Source organism: Streptomyces sp. NPDC012769 (assembly GCF_042901205.1).
GTDB lineage: Bacteria > Actinomycetota > Actinomycetes > Streptomycetales > Streptomycetaceae > Streptomyces.
This window is the reverse complement of record NZ_JBIBCP010000005.1, coordinates 164,707-181,696: the sequence shown is the minus strand read 5'-3', so window position 1 is coordinate 181,696 and position 16,990 is coordinate 164,707. Positions and strand designations below refer to the sequence as shown.

Below are 16,990 nucleotides of genomic sequence, written 5' to 3'. Positions count from 1 at the left end.
TCGCATATGCAGGCATTGACAGGCACGTTTCTGCATGATCATCAAGGTCCAAGAGACTTGTAACCCAAGGTGGTTGGGGCCTTCGACATGGGACCTGCGGATGTCGATGCCCGTGCACCTGGTGTGAGGGCGAGGTCTCGAAGAGGTCTCAACTCACCTCTACGGGGGATGCGCGCCACGGCGCTCGCCACCAGCGCGCGCCACCCCTGTACGCGCTCCCCGGGTTGTCCACAGCCTCCCGGCCGTTGCCGCTCCGTTGTCCACAGGCCATTCGCAGCGGAGGCGAATCCTCATAAGGTGAGGAGTATTGGTGGTACGGACGGTCGAGGAGGACCCACAGTGAGCGAGACCAGCGGGACGAGCGGGACCAGCCCGAGGCTGCGCGCCGTGCTGGACGGCATTCCCACCTACAAGCCGGGCAAGCCGGCCGCCGCGGGCGGCCCGGTCGCCTTCAAGCTGTCCTCCAACGAGAACCCGTATCCGCCGCTGCCGGGCGTGATGGAGAGCGCGCTGGCCGCCGCCGGCAGCTTCAACCGCTACCCGGACATGGCCTGCACGGGGCTGATGGCGGAGCTCGCCGACCGCTTCGGCGTGCCCGTCTCCCACCTGGCCACCGGCACCGGTTCGGTGGGCGTGGCGCAGTCCCTGCTCCAGTCCACCTCGGGCCCGGGCGACGAGGTCATCTACGCCTGGCGCTCCTTCGAGGCGTACCCGATCATCACGCAGATCAGCGGGGCCACCTCGGTGCAGGTGCCGTTGACCGACGGCGAGGTGCACGACCTCGACGCGATGGCGGCGGCGATCACCGACCGGACCCGGCTGATCTTCGTCTGCAACCCCAACAACCCCACGGGCACCGCGGTGCGCCGTGCGGAGCTGGAGCGCTTCCTCGACCGGGTGCCCTCCGACGTCCTGGTCGTGATCGACGAGGCGTACCGCGAGTTCGTCCGCGACGCCGACATCCCCGACGGCATCGAGCTCTACCGCGACCGGCCGAACGTGGCGGTGCTGCGGACCTTCTCGAAGGCGTACGGCCTCGCCGGCCTGCGGGTGGGCTTCGCGGTCGCCCATGAGCCGGTGGCGGCGGCGCTCCGCAAGACGGCGGTGCCGTTCGGGGTGAGCCAGCTCGCGCAGGACGCGGCGGTGGCCTCGCTGCGGGCGGAGGACGAGCTGCTCGGGCGGGTCGGCTCGCTGGTGGCGGAGCGCGATCGGGTCCATGCGGGGCTCGTGGCCCAGGGCTGGACGGTGCCGGACACGCAGGCGAACTTCGTGTGGCTGCGGCTCGGCGAGCGGACGATGGACTTCGCGGCGGAGTGCGAGCGGCACGGCGTCGTGGTGCGGCCGTTCGCGGGTGAGGGCGTCCGCGTCACGATCGGTGAGTGCGAGGCGAACGACCTGTTCCTGAAGGCGGCGGAAGGCTTCCGCAAGGAGGCGTAGTCCGTCAGGTCGGCCGGGTGGCCGGCCCTTGGTGGTGTCGTCTAGTCGACGAGTTCCACGCGGATCGGGTCGCCGTCCCTGACGGTGGCCAGGATCCGCGGGTCCCCGTCCAGCGTGCCCAGGATGTTGCAGGGGCTCGCGAGCCGCGGTTCGTCACCGCGGGAGATGGGAGTGGGGCCGTAGGGGAGGGCGAGAGCGTCCCCCTCGGTCCAGAAGGCCACCGTGCCCGGTGCGACCACCTGGCGGGCGTCGTCCTCGACGGCGACGGAGACCGGAGTGTCGAAGTAGACCTCCTCGCCCCAGGTCCGGGCGGTGGAGGAGATCGGGAGAGCCCCCGCGAGCGCCTTGCTCGTGGGGGTTTCGTCGATGGTGGCGGTGGTGTGGCCGGCGGGCCAGGAGATGCGTATCCGAAGGTCCATGCCGGGATTCAACAATATGTTGAAGGTCTTGGGAAGGGGTGACCTTCGACATAGGGACCCCGCCTGTACGTACGGATTTCGTATAAGCCATAATGCTTGTGAATGTGAACGCGTTCACAAGCGCGTCCTAGTTCCTCCCGAGATGGGCGGAATTTAAGGGGCAGACCGCCGTGTGACCACGCGATGTAAGGAGAAACGTCGTGGACCTAGCTCTTGCGCCAGAGACTCTGGCGCGCTGGCAGTTCGGCATCACCACCGTCTACCACTTTCTCTTCGTCCCGCTGACGATCTCCCTCGCGGCCCTCACCGCCGGGCTCCAGACGGCCTGGGTGCGCACCGGGAAGGAGAAGTACCTCAGGGCCACCAAGTTCTGGGGCAAGCTCTTCCTGATCAACATCGCGATGGGTGTGGTCACCGGCATCGTGCAGGAGTTCCAGTTCGGCATGAACTGGTCCGACTACTCCCGCTTCGTCGGCGACGTGTTCGGCGCTCCGCTGGCCTTCGAGGCCCTGATCGCCTTCTTCTTCGAGTCGACCTTCATCGGCCTGTGGATCTTCGGCTGGGACAAGTTGCCGAAGAAGATCCACCTGGCCTGCATCTGGATGGTGTCGATCGGCACCGTCCTGTCCGCCTACTTCATCCTCGCGGCCAACTCCTGGATGCAGCACCCGGTCGGCTACCGGATGGTGGAGAAGGGCGGCCGGATGCGGGCGGAGCTGACCGACTTCTGGCTGGTGCTCACCCAGAACACCGCGCTGACCCAGTTCTTCCACACCATGACCGCGGCCTTCCTGGTCGGCGGCGCCTTCATGGTCGGCATCGCCGCCTTCCACCTGGCGCGCAAGAAGCACGTCCCGGTCATGCGGACCTCGCTGCGGCTCGGTCTGGTCACCCTGATCATCGCCGGTCTCGGCACCGCCATCAGCGGTGACCTGCTGGGCAAGGTCATGTTCCAGCAGCAGCCGATGAAGATGGCCGCTGCCGAGGCCCTGTGGGACGGCGAGGCGCCGGCGCCCTTCTCCGTCTTCGCCTACGGCGACGTCGACAAGGGCCACAACAAGGTCGCCATCGAGATCCCGGGCGTGCTGTCCTTCCTCGCGAACGGCGACTTCACCTCGCACGTCCCCGGCATCAACGACATCAACAAGGCGGAGCAGGAGAAGTTCGGGCCCGGCGACTACCGGCCCAACATCCCCGTCGCCTACTGGGGCTTCCGCTGGATGATCGGCTTCGGCATGGCCTCGCTGGCCATCGGTGTCGTCGGTCTCTGGCTGACCCGCAAGAAGTTCATGCTCGCCCCCGGTCTGCGGACCGGTGAGGACGAGGTGCCGCATCTGGTCCTGTTCAAGCGGAAGGCGCTCAGTCCCCGCCTGGGCAGGTGGTACTGGATCGTCGCCCTGTGGACCATGGCCTTCCCGCTGATCGCCAGCTCCTGGGGCTGGATCTTCACCGAGATGGGCCGCCAGCCGTGGGTCGTCTACGGAGTGCTGCGCACCCGCGACGCCGTCTCCCCCGGTGTCTCCACGGCCGAGGTGCTCACCTCGATGATCGTCTTCACCCTGCTCTACGCCGTCCTCGCCGTCATCGAGGTGAGGCTGCTCGTCAAGTACGTGAAGGCAGGACCGCCCGAGCTCACCGAGGACGACCTCAACCCGCCCACCAAGATCGGCGGGGACACCCGTGATCCCGACCGGCCCATGGCCTTCTCGTACTGAGGCTCAGGAGATCGAGACATGGAACTCCACGACGTCTGGTTCGTGCTCATCGCCGTCCTCTGGATCGGCTACTTCTTCCTGGAGGGCTTCGACTTCGGAGTCGGCGTCCTGACCAAGCTGCTCGCCCGCGACCGTGCGGAGAAGCGAGTGCTGATCAACACCATCGGTCCCGTCTGGGACGGTAACGAGGTGTGGCTGCTCAGCGCCGGCGGCGCCACCTTCGCCGCCTTCCCCGAGTGGTACGCGACCCTCTTCTCCGGCTTCTACCTGCCGCTGCTGCTCATCCTGGTCTGTCTGATCATCCGGGGTGTCGCCTTCGAGTACCGCGTGAAGCGGCCCGAGGAGAACTGGCAGCGCAACTGGGAGCGGGCCATCTTCTGGACCTCCCTCCTCCCGGCCTTCCTGTGGGGCGTGGCCTTCGGCAACATCGTGCGCGGGGTGAAGATCGACGCGCGGATGGAGTACGTCGGCACCTTCGGGGACCTGCTCAACCCGTACGCCCTCCTCGGCGGACTGGTCACGCTCACCCTCTTCACCTTCCACGGTGCGGTGTTCGCGGCGCTCAAGACGGTCGGCGACATCCGGACCCGGGCCCGTGCGCTGGCGCTCCGGCTGGGCCTGGTCACCGCGGTGCTCGCGCTGGCCTTCCTGCTCTGGACCCAGATGGACAAGGGCGACGGCAAGAGCCTGGTCGCGATGCTGATCGCCGTGGCGGCCCTGGTCGGGGCGGTCGGGGCGATCAAGGTCGGCCGCGAGGGCTGGTCGTTCGCGCTGTCGGGTGTCGCGATCGCCGCCGCGGTGGCCATGCTGTTCCTGACGCTCTTCCCGAACGTCATGCCGTCCTCGCTCGACCCCGCGTGGAGCCTCACGGTGACCAACGCGTCGTCGAGTCCGTACACGCTCAAGATCATGACGTGGTGTGCGGGCATCGCGACCCCGCTGGTGCTGCTCTACCAGAGCTGGACCTACTGGGTGTTCCGCAAGCGGATCGGCACGCAGCACATCGCCGAGGCTCACTAGCCGACCCCGGTCGGCCGTCTCAGGGGAGCATGTTTCACGTGAAACCGATCGATCCGCGACTGCTGCGCTACGCGAGGGCCACCCGCTTCTTCCTCGGGGCGGTGATCGCGCTCGGCCTCGTCGGGGCCGCGCTGATCGTCGCCCAGGCGATGCTCATCGCCGAGATCGTGGTGGGGGCCTTCCAGAAGGGCCTGTCGGTTTCCGGACTCACCACGCCCCTGCTGCTGCTCGCCGGAGTGGCGGCGGGGCGGGGGCTCGTCTCCTGGCTCACCGAACTCGCCGCCCACCGGGCGAGCGCGGCGGTCAAGTCCGAACTGCGCGGCCGGCTGCTCCAGCGGGCCGCGCGGCTCGGACCGGGATGGCTCAGCGGGCAGAAGGCCGGTTCGCTGGCCGCGCTCGCGACGCGGGGCGTGGACGCGCTCGACGACTACTTCGCCCGCTATCTGCCTCAGCTGGGGCTCGCGGTCGTGGTCCCGGTCGCGGTGCTGGCCCGGATCGTGACCGAGGACTGGGTCTCGGCCGCGGTGATCGTGGTGACGCTGCCGCTCATCCCGATCTTCATGATCCTGATCGGCTGGTACACCCAGGCCCGGATGGACCGGCAGTGGAAGCTGCTCTCCCGGCTCTCCGGGCACTTCCTCGACGTGGTCGCCGGGCTGCCGACGCTCAAGGTCTTCGGCCGGGCCAAGGCCCAGGCCGAGAACATCCGGTCGATCACCACCGAGTACCGGCGGGCGACCATGCGGACGCTGCGGATCGCGTTCCTCTCCTCCTTCGCGCTGGAACTCCTCTCGACCCTGTCGGTCGCTCTGGTCGCGGTCGGCATCGGCATGCGGCTGGTCCACGGCGGCCTGGACCTCACCACCGGGCTCGTCATCCTGATCCTCGCGCCCGAGGCCTATCTGCCGCTGCGGCAGGTGGGAACGCAGTACCACGCGGCCGCCGAAGGGCTGGCGGCCGCCGAGGAGATCTTCGAGGTCCTGGAGAACCCGCTGCCGGGCGGCGGTACGGGAGCGGTCCCCGCCTCCGTACGGCTGGAGCTGGACCGGGTGACCGTGCGCCACGCCGGGCGCGCCGAACCCTCGCTGGACGCGGCCACGCTGACCGTGGAGCCCGGCGAGACGGTGGCCTTGGTCGGACCGAGCGGCGTCGGCAAGTCGACCCTGCTCGACGTGGTGCTCGGCTTCGCCACGCCCGAGGAGGGCGGCACGGTCCGGGTCGGCGGCGCCGACCTGGCCTCGCTCGACCTGGAGGAGTGGCGGTCCCGGATCGCCTGGGTGCCGCAGCGCCCCTACCTCTTCGCCGGGACCATCGCCGAGAACGTACGGCTGGCCCGGCCGGAAGCCTCCGACGAGGCGGTACGGCAGGCGCTGGCCGACGCCGGTGCGGACGGGTTCGTCGCCGAGCTGCCGGAGGGCGCGGACACCGTCCTCGGTGAGGACGGCGCCGGACTCTCGGCCGGTCAGCGCCAGCGTCTCGCCCTGGCCCGGGCGTTCCTGGCGGACCGCCCGCTGCTGCTCCTGGACGAGCCGACGGCCGCGCTCGACGGCGAGACCGAGGCGGCCGTCGTCACGGCCGTCCGCCGCCTCGCCGCCGGCCGTACCGTCCTCCTGGTCGTCCACCGCCCCGCCCTGCTCGCCGTCGCGGACCGCGTCGTCCGTCTGACGCGCCGTGCGGAAGGCGATTCCGCCGGCGGCCGCCCGGGCGACGGTGTGGGTGAGTCCGCCGGCGAGGCGACGGCGCCCGCCGCTGCCGCCGCGGCCGGTCCGCGCGTGGCCGGGCTGCTGCCCGACGGTTCGCCGGTCTCCCCGGTGCTGGGGGCGCCGGCGGGCGAGCGGGCCGGCTCGGACGCCGCCACCGCATCGGTCGACGAGGACCTCGGGGCTCCGGAAGGGGACGGGAGCGTCGGCGCGGCGCCGGTCGGTGAGGGCCGGGTGTCGCCGGAGGGCGGCGCGGGCTCCGTGGCCGACGAGCGGACCGAGGGCGAAGCCGCCGCCGCTCGCAGCGCGCGAACGGTCTTCGGGCGGGTGCGGGGGATGGCCGGGGAGCTGCGGGGGCGGATGGGGCTCGCGCTGCTGCTCGCCAGTCTGGCACTGGGGTCCGCCGTGGGGCTCATGGCCGTGTCCGGGTGGCTCATCTCCCGGGCGTCCGAGCAGCCTCCCGTGCTCCATCTGATGGTCGCCGTCACCGCCACCCGTGCCTTCGGCATCGGGCGGGCCGTCTTCCGCTACGCCGAACGGCTGGTCTCGCACGACGCCGTGCTGCGGATGCTCGCCGACCTGCGGGTCGCCGTCTACCGGCGCCTCGAGCGGATCGCCCCGGCCGGGCTGCGCCGCACCCGTCGCGGGGACCTGCTCGCCCGGCTCGTCCAGGACGTCGACGCCCTCCAGGACTACTGGCTGCGCTGGCTGCTGCCCGCGGGCGCCGCGCTCGTCGTCGGTGCCGGCTCCGTCGGGTTCACCGCCTGGCTGCTGCCCGAGGCGGGCGCCGTGCTCGCGGTGGGTCTGGTGCTCGCCGGCGTCGCCGTGCCCCTGGCCGGAGCGGCGCTCGCCCGGCGGGCCGAGCGGCAGCTGGCCCCCGCGCGGGGCGCGCTGACCACGGCCGTCGTCGACCTGCTGCGCGGCTGCGCCGAACTCACCGTGGCCGGCGCCCTGAAGGACCGCGTGGCACGGGCCGCCGCGGCCGACCGCACCCTCACCGCCATCGCCGCCCGGCAGTCCGCCGCCACCGCGCTCGGTGCCGGGCTCTCGACCCTGGTCTGCGGCCTCACCGTCGTCGGAGCCGCGCTCGTGGGTGTGCAGGCCGTGCGGGACGGGCGCCTGGACGGCGTGGCGCTCGCGGTCGTCGTGCTCATCCCGCTCGCCGCCTTCGAGGCCGTCACCGGACTGCCCCTCGCCGTCCAGTACCGCCAGCGCGTCCGGCGCAGCGCGGAGCGGGTCCTCGACGTGCTCGACGCGCCCGTCCCCGTACACGAGCCGGTCACGCCCGCCGCCGCCCCCGCCGGTCCGTTCCCGCTGGAGCTGGCCGGACTCTCGGCGCGGCACGCCGGGCAGGAGCGGCCGGCCCTGGTGGACTTCGGGCTCACTCTGGAGGCGGGGCACCGGGTCGCCGTGGTCGGCGCGTCCGGCTCCGGCAAGACGACGCTCGCGCAGGTGCTGCTGCGCTTCCTGGACGCGGAGCACGGCACGTACCGGCTCGGCGGGGAGCTCGCGCGGGAGCTCGCCGGGGACGACGTACGCCGCCTCGTCGGCCTGTGCGCGCAGGACGCCCATCTCTTCGACAGCACGCTCCGCGAGAACCTGCGGCTGGCCCGTACCGGCGCGAGCGACGAGGAACTGCGCGAGGCGCTGCGCCGGGCCCGCCTCCTGGACTGGGTGGACGGGCTGCCCGACGGGCTCGACACCCTCGTGGGCGAGCACGGCTCCCGGCTCTCCGGGGGTCAGCGCCAGCGCCTCGCGCTCGCCCGGGCCCTCCTCGCCGACTTCCCGGTCCTCGTCCTCGACGAGCCGGCCGAGCACTTGGACCTGACCACCGCCGACGCGCTCACGGACGACCTGTTGCGGGCCACCGAGGGCCGTACGACCGTGCTGATCACCCACCGGCTGCACGGCCTCGACGCCGTCGACGAGGTGGTCGTCCTCGACCGGGGCCGGACCGTGCAGCGCGGGACGTACGCGGAGCTGGCGGCGGCCGAGGGGCCGCTGCGGCGGATGCTGGACCAGGAACGGACCGGCGATCTGCTGCTGACGGCGGGCACCACCCCGACTTTTCTCTCCAAATAGGACTTACTAGGCTCGGGGCCATGACCGCCGCCGTGCCCGACGCCTCGGACCCGCTCGCCTCCCCGGACCCGCTCGAAGCCGCGACGCAGGCCACGCGCAGCCTCCACGGCCTGTCCACCGAGCTGACCGCCCGCGTGCCCCAGCTCCTGGAGGCGATGCGCTCCGTCGGCACCGGCCTCGAACTGCACTCCACGCTCGACCGGATCTGCGAGACCGCCGCCGAGCTGGCGGACGCCCGGTACGCCGCCATCGGTGTGGTCGACGACGAGGGCGACGGCCTGTCCGACTTCGTCACGTACGGCGTCGGGGAGGACGTCGCCCGCCGCATCGGGCGCCGGCCCGACGGACACGCGGGACTCCTGGGCGCGCTCATCCGCGAGCCCGAGACGATCCGGCTCGCCGATCTGAGGGCCGACCCGCGCGCGGCCGGGTTCCCTCCCGGACATCCTCCGATGCGGACCTTCCTCGGTGTCCCGATCCGGGTCCAGGGCGAGAACTTCGGCAACCTCTACCTCGCCGAGAAGAACGGCGGCGGCGACTTCAGCGACTACGACGTCCACATGGTCCGGGTGCTCGCCACTGAGGCGGGGATCGCCATCGGCAACGCCCGCCTGTACGAGGCGGCCCGGCAGCGGGAGCGGTGGATCGACGGCTCCGTCGCCGTCACCACCGCGCTGCTCTCCGGCGGGGACGCCGACGACGCGCTCACGGTCGTCGCCGAGCAGGCGCGCCGGCTCGCCGACGCCGCCGCGGGCATCGTGCTGCTGCCGGCCGAGGACGGCGGCCTGGAGATCGTCGCGGTCTCCTCGCCCCGACCCACCAAGACGCTCGGCGTGGTGATCGGGCCCGAGAGCGCCGTGGTGGAGCGGCTGATGGAGGGCGAGGCGGTGTTCATCGCCGACGCCTCCAGCGATCCGCGGATGGTCCACCGGCTGTCCGCCGCGTACGGGCCGGCGATGTTGCTGCCGCTGCAGAGCGGCGGCCGGGTCCTCGGCGCGCTCGCCACTCCGCGCGGCCGCGGGGCGCGACAGTTCACCGAGGCGGAGCGGACCCTGGCCACCCAGTTCGCCTCGCAGGCGGCGCTGGCCCTGATGATGGCCGAGGCACAGCGGGACCGGGAGCGGCTCGCCGTCTACGAGGACCGCGACCGGATCGCCCGCGATCTGCACGACCTGGTCATCCAGCGGCTGTTCGCCACCGGGATGATGCTGGAGAGCGCCCAGCGCAAGTCGATCGTGCCGGCCGTGCAGGAGGGCGTGGGCAAGGCCGTGGACGAGCTGGACGTGACGATCCAGGAGATCCGCACCGCGATCTTCGCGCTCCAGCAGGGGCCGGCGGAGGCCCCTTCGGGGCTGCGGACCAGGGTCCTGCGGGAGATCAACATGGCGGCGGTGCCGCTGGGCTTCAAGCCCGCGCACCGCTTCGTCGGCGTGATCGACGCGGCGGTCGGCGATCTCACCGGCAAGAACCTCATCGCCGCGCTGCGCGAGGCGCTGTCCAACGCCTTCCGGCACGCGGAGGCCACCCGCATCGAGGTGGTCGTGGACGCGACCGTCACCCTGCCGGACGGCAGCCAGGGCGTGCGGCTGTCCGTCGGGGACGACGGCATCGGCCTTCCCGAGGGCGGCCGCCGCAGCGGTCTGCGCAACCTGGCCCGCCGCGCCGAGTCCCTCGGCGGGGCGAGCTGGTGCGGCCCCGGCATCGGCGAGGCCGGCGGCGGTACGACGGTGATCTGGGAGGCCCCGCTCTAGCCGTGGCCCCCACGCCGGCGCTACAGGCGCAGGTCCTCGACGGCTTCGGCGACCAGCTGCTCGATGATGACGGCCACGCCGTCCTCGTTGTTGCCCGCGGTGCGGCCGGAGGCGGCGGCGACGACGTCGGGGTGGGCGTTGCCCATGGCGTAGGAGCGGCCGGCCCAGCTGAGCATCTCGATGTCGTTGGGCATGTCGCCGAAGGCCACGACCTGCTCCGGGGCGATGCCGCGCTCGGCGCAGCAGTGGGCGAGGGTGGAGGCCTTGGAGACGCCGAGGCCGCTGATCTCGATGAGGGCGGTGGGGCTGGATCGGGTGAAGGAGGCCAGATCACCGGCGGCCTCGCGGGCGGTGGCGAGGAAGACGTCCGGGTCGAGCTCCGGGTGCTGGGCGAGCAGCTTGAGGACGGGGGCGGCGGCTCCCGGGGTCTCCTCGTACAGGAGCTTCTCGGCGGTGGCGACGGTGGCGCCGGGGTCGAGGAAGAACGGCGGGTACTGCGGCTCGTAGTGGATGCCGGTGGTGAGCTCGACGGCGAAGCTGGTGCCGGGGGCGGCGGCGCGCAGGACGCGGACGACGTCCAGGGCGACGGACCGCCGCAGCGGACGGACCTCCATGAACGTTCCGCCGGAGTGGAGGTCGACCACCGCGGCGCCGTTGGCGCAGATCGCGAGGCCGTGGCCGTGGACGTGTGCGCTGACGACGTCCATCCAGCGGGCCGGGCGGCCGGTGACGAAGAAGACCTCGATGCCGGCCCGCTCGGCTGCGGCGAGGGCGGCGACCGTGCGCTCCGAGACGGATTTGTCGTCCCGCAGCAGGGTGCCGTCGAGGTCGGTGGCGATCAGGCGCGTGCGCGCGGTTCGGGTTGAGGTCACCGATCCATTCTTCCGTACGAAGTGCACGGGCGTGCGAGGGTGCGCACATCTGAGTGGCCGGTTACGGCCTCTCGGGGCCCCCCGCACGCCCCTGACCCACCTCGCACGCCCCCGGATCGGCTCGCACGCCCGGCGGGCGCCGGGACCGGCCGAGCCGGGTGCCGCGGGTCAGCGGGTCAGCCGAGCTGGGCGACCGCCTCGGTGGCGATCTTCTCGAAGACCGCCTCGTCGGCGGCGAAGTCGGAGTCCGGGATCGGCCAGTGGATCACGATCTCGGTGAAACCGAGCTCCTGGTGGCGGCCGGCGAAGTCGACGAAGCCGTCCAGGGAGTCCAGGACCGTGTTCCGCTCCGGGGTGAAGCCGGTGAGGAGGATCTTGTCCAGTTCCGTCACGTCCCGGCCGGTCTCCGCGCAGGCCGTGCCGAGCTTCTCGATCTGGCCGCGGAGCGCCGCCACCGACTGCTCCGGGGTCCCGTCCTCGTACAGCTTGGGGTCGCCGGTCGTCACCCAGGCCTGTCCGTGGCGCGCCGCGAGCCGCAGGCCGCGCGGGCCGGTCGCCGCGACCGCGAAGGGCAGCCGGGGCCGCTGCACGCAGCCGGGGATGTTCCGGGCCTCGTCGGCCGAGTAGAAGGTGCCGCGCTGGGTGACGGCCTCCTCGGTGAGCAGCCGGTCGAGCAGGGGGACGAACTCGGCGAGCCGGTCGGCGCGCTCGCGCGGGGTCCAGGCCTCCTGGCCCAGGGCGGTGGCGTCGAAGCCGTTGCCGCCCGCGCCGATGCCGAGGGTGACCCGGCCGCCGGAGATGTCGTCCAGCGACATGAGCTCCTTGGCGAGGGTCACCGGGTGCCGGAAGTTGGGCGAGGTCACGAGCGTGCCCAGGCGCAGCCGCTCGGTCGCCGTCGCGGCGGCGGTGAGCGTGGGCAGGGCGCCGAACCAGGTGCGGTCCCGGAAGGAGCGCCAGGACAGGTGGTCATAGGTGTAGCCGGCGTGGAAGCCGAGCTCCTCGGCCCGCTGCCATGCGGCACGGCCGCCCTCGTGCCAGCGGTCGACGGGAAGGATCACGGTGCTCAGGCGCAGGGTCATACGGACGAGCGTACGTCGGGGGTCAGCGGACGTTCCGGGACAGCCAGGGGGTGACCATGGCGGGGGTGACGAGTTCCTTGTACGTCTCGTCGCCGGGCAGCGGGACGATCAGCCACCAGGCGGGCGGGAAGAGCCGGCTCCGCACGTGGGCGAGGCCGTCGTGGACGGCGCGGAGGAAGGCGGGGACCGTGTCGCGGGGGACGTCCTCGAAGTCGACGCCCTCGACGGTGACCTTGGCGTCGTCCTCGGGGTAGAGGCGGACGGAGACCGCCGGCGTGCCGCCGAGCTCGACGAAGGCCTCGTGGGGGAGGGAGCCGTCGGGGTCGAGGACGGTGAAGGCGCCCGCGGAGGTGCGGCGGGAGGTCTGGTCCGCGCCGATGTCGTCGGTCACGGTCATCTCCAGGCCGTATTCCCGGGCGATCTCGCGGAGGGCGGCGACGGCGGACTCGGTCGTGGGCAGGTGCGGATACGAGGCTCCCATGGAGACGATCCTGCCTCAGGGGAAGCGGATGAACTCCGGGGGTACGGCGTCGGTGAGCCAGACGCCGTTGGCGCTGACGTGGAAGACGTGCCCGGCCCGGTGCATCGCGCCGGCGTCGATGCTCAGCACCACGGGCCGGCCCCGGCGGGCTCCCACGCGGGTGGCGGTCTCCCGGTCGGGCGAGAGGTGCACGTGGTGGCGGGCCATGGGGCGCAGGCCCTCGGTCCGGATGGCGGGGATCCGGGCGGCGACCGTACCGTGGTAGAGGTACGCGGGCGGTTCGGCGGCCGGCAGGTCGAGGTCGACCGGGACGGTGTGGCCCTGGCTGGCCCGGATGCGGGTGCCCTCGATGGCGAAGCGCTTCTTGTCGTTGGCGGCGACGACGTGGTCGAGCTCGGCGCGGGTGATCGGGAAGCCGTGTGCGGCGGCGGCCCGCAGCAGGGCGTCGATCTCGGTCCAGCCGTGCGGGTCGAGCACGAGCCCGATGCGTTCGGGCTGGTGGCGCAGGTGCTTCGAGAGGTACTTCGACACCTTCACGGTGCGTTTCTCGTCATTCATGAAAACATTGAAGCCGTAGGTTTGTTCCACAGCCAAGTGCATTTATCCACAGGGAAGTTGGCGATTCTGTGGACAACAGACCTGTGAACTCACGGCGCTTGGACGATTTGCTCGCTGTTCGCGGCATTTGAGGCAAGGGTGTCCAATGTCCTTGTCTGCACCTCTCGTTCCGCCGCCGCCGCGACGAACGCCGCCACGTTCTCGGCGCCAACGAGCCGCTCCACGGCCCGGATCGTGGCCGGAGGCAGCGCCACGGAACGGGGCTCGCGGTCCTCCGGGAGGGGGGCGTCGGGAGACAGATGGAGTTGCAGGTGCCGGGTGGCGAACAGGCGCATCGCGCGGGCGAGTTCCGCGTCGACGGTCTGCTGCGCGAGCGGCCGGAGCCGCCGCACCATCGTCGCCGCCTCCGCCGCGTCCGCGTCCGTCGGCGGCCGGTGCTCCAGATAACGGGCGAAGACGTGCTCGGTCGTGAACTCCAGGAAGCGGGCGGCGATGTGCTCGACCTGTCCGCGAAGTTCCCTCAGGTGGCCGGTGATCGCCGACAGCGGCACGCCCGCGGCGTACAACTCAGCGGCCACCGCGAGCTCTTGGGGGCTGGGGACCAGATACTCCTCGGTCTCGCGGTCGGGGACGCGCTCCAGGACCCCGAGCTCGATCGCCTCCCGCACCGCCTCCTCGTCGGGCGTGCCGCCGAAGCGCGCGTCGAGCTCGGCGCGGGAGATGCGGTCGGCCTCCTCGTCCGTCCACGGCCCCTCCACCTCGGCGACCAGACCGAGCACCCCGCCGAGCCCGCGCCCGGCGTCCCAGGCCTCCAGGAGCTCCTTGATGGAGGCCAGGGTGTAGCCGCGGTCCAGCAGGTCTGCGATCTGCCGCAGCCGGGCGAGATGCGTGTCCCCGTACACGTTCGACCGGCCGCGCCGCTCAGGGCGGGGCAGCAGACCGCGGTCCTGGTAGGCGCGGATCGTCCGGACGGTGGCCCCGCTGTGATGGGCCAGATCCTCGATCCGGTACTCCGGCTGTGCTGACTGCTCGGACAAACCCGCTCCCACCGACCGCTCCTCCGCCCCGCCGCCGCGGCGCCCTCCTGCGAGGGGATCGTACGACCGCCTTCGCCCGGCCGCCCTACGCCGCCGGGCCGCCCTACGCCGGCGGCTGCCAGCGGGCCAGCGCCCGCAGCACGCCGGGTGACAGCCGGGACAACAGGTGGGCGCCGCGTGCCTCCGGGGTCACCGGGACGACGGCCTGGTCGTGCAGCACGGCGCGCAGGATCGCGTCCGCGACCTTCTCCGGCGGATAGTTGCGCAGCCCGTACAGCCGGGAGGCCTTCTTCTGGCGCCGCTTCTCCTCGGCCTCGTCCGTCACGCCGGCGAACCGCGCGGTCGCCGTGATGTTGGTGTTCACGATGCCCGGGCAGATCGCCGAGACTCCGATGCCCTGGTCGGCGAGCTCGGCCCGCAGGCACTCGCTGAGCATCAGCACCGCCGCCTTGGAGGTGCCGTAGGCCGGCAGGGCGCGGGAGGGCTGGAAGGCCGCGGCGGAGGCCGTGTTGACGATGTGGCCGCCCTGTCCGCGCTCCGCCATCTGGGCGCCGAAGACCCGGCAGCCGTGGATGACGCCCCACAGATTGACGTCGAGGACCCGCTTCCACTCCTCGGTGGTGGTCTCGAAGAACGAGCCGCTCAGTCCGATCCCCGCGTTGTTGACCAGCACGTCGACGACGCCGTACTCGCTCGCCACCTTCGCGGCCAGCTTCTCCATCGCCTGCTCGTCGGCGACGTCGACGGTCTCGCCCCAGGCTCCCGGAGCGCCGATGAGCCGGGCCATCTCCGCCGTACGGGCCGCCCCCTCGCCGTCCCGGTCCACCGCCACGACCCGGGCACCGGCCTCGGCGAACGCGAAGGCGGTGGCCCGGCCGATGCCGCTGGCCGCGCCGGTCACCAGGACCAGCTGCCCGCCGAAGCGCTCCGCGTACTCCGGCCGCACGCCGCTCTTCGCGGCCGTCCTGGGCGCCTTCGTCGCCGGGTCCTCGTTCGCCTCGACGAAATCGGTGATCCACGCGGCCAGTTGGTCGGGGCGGGTGCGCGGCACCCAGTGCTTGGCCGGCAGGGTGCGCCGGGTCAGGTCCGGCACCCAGGCCGCCAGGTCGTCGTAGAGCCGCTCGGACAGGAAGGCGTCGCCGGTCGGCGTGATCAGCTGCACCGGCGCGTGCGCGTAGGCGTCGGCCCGGGGGCGGGAGAGCCGGGCCCGCACGTTGTCCCGGTAGAGCCAGGCGCCGTGCGCCGCGTCGTTCGGCAGGGAGGGCGTCGGGTAGTCACCGGCGGGGACCCGCTCGACCCGCTCCAGGATCCTGGGCCACCGCTTGCCGAGCGGCCCGCGCCAGGCGAGCTCCGGCAGCACCGGGGTGTGCAGCATGTACACGTACCAGGACTTGGCGCCCTGGCCGAGGAGCTGGCCGACCCGGCGGGGGGTCGGCCGGGTCATCCGGCTCTTGATCCAGTGCCCGAAGTGGTCGAGCGACGGCCCCGACATGGAGGTGAAGGAGGCGATCCGGCCCTCGGTGCGCGGGACGGTCACGAACTCCCAGGACTGCACCGATCCCCAGTCGTGGCCGACGAGGTGGACGGGACGGTCCGGGCTGACCGCGTCCACCACGGCCAGGAAGTCGTCCGTCAGCTTCTCCAGGGTGAACCCGCCGCGCAGCGGGGTCGGCGCCGTCGACCGGCCGTGGCCCCGGACGTCGTACAGGACCACGTGGAACCGCTCCGCCAGCCGGGTCGCGACCTCCGACCAGACCTCCTTGGAGTCCGGATAGCCGTGGACGAGCACCACCGTCGGCCGGTCCGCGTCCCCCAGCTCGGCCACGCACAGCTCTATCCCGCCCGTGCGGATCCGGCGCTCCCGCGCCCTGTCGAGACTCACGCTCACGCTGCCTTCTCCTCGTTCCAGCGCCGCACGTGCGGCAGGTCGTCGTCCAGCCAGAACGCGCTCTGCTCGGGGTCCTTCGAGTCGGTGACGACGAGGATCTCCTCGAACTTCGCGCCCGTGCCCCGGAATCCGAGGTGCGGCTCGACCGCCCACAGGCCCGGCCTGGGCGGGTGGTCGGAGAACCGGTACGGCGACCACAGCGGCGACCAGCCGTCCCGGTGGCCGTGCAGGGCGTCGCTCGCCAGGCCCTTGAGGGACTGGGTGCCGAAGCCGAACAGCGTCGGCGACCAGCGGCGCTCCTTCACCCGGTCGATCTTGTGGGCGATGACGCCGAAGGGATACGCCCGGTGCCGGTTGGCGTACCCCTGGCGGACCATGAGGCGGTCCACGTCCTCGTAGATCTCCCGTAGGGTGCGGCGCTCGCGCACCTCGCGGAGGATGAGCTCGCGGTGTTCCCTCAGGTCCGCGAGCAGCTTGTCGTGGACCGGGTTGAGGCCCAGCGAGCCCGAATAGCCGATGTCCGCCGTGTAGCCCTTGTAGACGGGTGCCATGTCCAGGATGAACGGCATCCCGGCCTCCAGACGCCGGTTCGTCGGGAAGAACTGGAGCGGGATCTTGAAGTCGACGAAGGCGGTGCGGTCCCCGAACCAGGCGAACGGCCGGTGGAACCAGTCCCTCACCCCCCGCTCGTACAGCCACTCGCGCTGCATCCGCGCCGCCTCGCGCTCGGTCACACCCGGCTTGAGCTGCGCCGCGACGGCCTCCGCGCAGGCGTAGGAGAGGCGCTGCACTTCTCTGAACCCGCGCAGCTCCGCGGTCAGTTCGCCTGTCACTGCTGGGGTCATGCCACCCGTCCGTCCCGTGTGAGCACCCGTAGCGCTACGTGTCCGTAACTTGCCACTGATGAATGTGACAATGCCCGGCGGCGGCGTCAAGGGGCGTGCACGAGCC

The 16,990-nt window shown here is 72.0% G+C and carries 13 protein-coding genes; 5 read left to right on the top strand and 8 right to left on the bottom strand.

Annotated elements, in window-relative coordinates; genetic code table 11:
- The first annotated feature begins 339 nt into the window (after positions 1–339).
- The gene (gene hisC / locus ACFY7C_RS26005; RefSeq protein WP_389654792.1) at positions 340–1,437 is read left to right on the top strand and encodes a histidinol-phosphate transaminase; all 1,098 of its coding nucleotides are present in this window, start codon (positions 340–342) and stop codon (positions 1,435–1,437) included.
- A 41-nt stretch (positions 1,438–1,478) separates the two neighbouring features.
- Here the strand turns inward: hisC and ACFY7C_RS26000 are convergent, their stop codons facing one another.
- The gene (locus ACFY7C_RS26000; protein WP_389654790.1) at positions 1,479–1,856 is read right to left on the bottom strand and encodes a cyclophilin-like fold protein; all 378 of its coding nucleotides are present in this window, start codon (positions 1,854–1,856) and stop codon (positions 1,479–1,481) included.
- A 200-nt stretch (positions 1,857–2,056) separates the two neighbouring features.
- Between ACFY7C_RS26000 and ACFY7C_RS25995 the strand changes: the two genes are divergently transcribed.
- The 4 genes from ACFY7C_RS25995 to ACFY7C_RS25980 are packed head-to-tail and all read left to right on the top strand — an operon-like array spanning position 2,057 to position 10,124.
- Positions 2,057–3,571, top strand: coding sequence for a cytochrome ubiquinol oxidase subunit I (locus ACFY7C_RS25995; protein WP_389654788.1), 1,515 nt, complete (start codon positions 2,057–2,059; stop codon positions 3,569–3,571).
- 18 nt (positions 3,572–3,589) lie between these two features.
- Positions 3,590–4,591 (top strand): cytochrome d ubiquinol oxidase subunit II, encoded by a 1,002-nt coding sequence (cydB, locus tag ACFY7C_RS25990; RefSeq protein ID WP_389654786.1) that lies wholly within the window; start codon positions 3,590–3,592, stop codon positions 4,589–4,591.
- Between the two features lie 38 nt (positions 4,592–4,629).
- Positions 4,630–8,373, top strand: a complete 3,744-nt coding sequence (gene cydD / locus ACFY7C_RS25985; RefSeq protein WP_389654784.1) for a thiol reductant ABC exporter subunit CydD — start codon at positions 4,630–4,632, stop codon at positions 8,371–8,373.
- Positions 8,374–8,393: 20 nt separating this feature from the next.
- Positions 8,394–10,124 (top strand): GAF domain-containing protein, encoded by a 1,731-nt coding sequence (locus ACFY7C_RS25980; protein WP_389654782.1) that lies wholly within the window; start codon positions 8,394–8,396, stop codon positions 10,122–10,124.
- A 20-nt stretch (positions 10,125–10,144) separates the two neighbouring features.
- Here ACFY7C_RS25980 and ACFY7C_RS25975 read toward each other — a convergent pair whose 3' ends face one another.
- The 7 genes from ACFY7C_RS25975 to ACFY7C_RS25945 form a co-directional block, all read right to left on the bottom strand.
- Entirely contained in the window at positions 10,145–10,996 is an 852-nt protein-coding gene (locus ACFY7C_RS25975; protein WP_389654780.1) for a Cof-type HAD-IIB family hydrolase, read from the bottom strand.
- Positions 10,997–11,172: 176 nt separating this feature from the next.
- Positions 11,173–12,075, bottom strand: coding sequence for an LLM class flavin-dependent oxidoreductase (locus ACFY7C_RS25970; protein WP_389654778.1), 903 nt, complete (start codon positions 12,073–12,075; stop codon positions 11,173–11,175).
- 22 nt (positions 12,076–12,097) lie between these two features.
- Positions 12,098–12,556, bottom strand: a complete 459-nt coding sequence (locus ACFY7C_RS25965; RefSeq protein ID WP_389654776.1) for a hypothetical protein — start codon at positions 12,554–12,556, stop codon at positions 12,098–12,100.
- A 15-nt stretch (positions 12,557–12,571) separates the two neighbouring features.
- The gene (locus ACFY7C_RS25960) at positions 12,572–13,114 is read right to left on the bottom strand and encodes an RNA 2'-phosphotransferase (protein ID WP_389654774.1); all 543 of its coding nucleotides are present in this window, start codon (positions 13,112–13,114) and stop codon (positions 12,572–12,574) included.
- An 89-nt stretch (positions 13,115–13,203) separates the two neighbouring features.
- Complete coding sequence (locus ACFY7C_RS25955; protein ID WP_389654772.1) at positions 13,204–14,151, bottom strand: MerR family transcriptional regulator; 948 nt, start codon at positions 14,149–14,151, stop codon at positions 13,204–13,206.
- A 103-nt stretch (positions 14,152–14,254) separates the two neighbouring features.
- Positions 14,255–16,033 (bottom strand): SDR family oxidoreductase, encoded by a 1,779-nt coding sequence (locus tag ACFY7C_RS25950; RefSeq protein ID WP_389655652.1) that lies wholly within the window; start codon positions 16,031–16,033, stop codon positions 14,255–14,257.
- Between the two features lie 2 nt (positions 16,034–16,035).
- Positions 16,036–16,884 carry a M24 family metallopeptidase gene (locus ACFY7C_RS25945; protein WP_389654770.1) on the bottom strand — a complete coding sequence of 283 codons (849 nt, stop codon included), beginning with the start codon at positions 16,882–16,884 and terminating at the stop codon, positions 16,036–16,038.
- Positions 16,885–16,990: the final 106 nt, after the last annotated feature.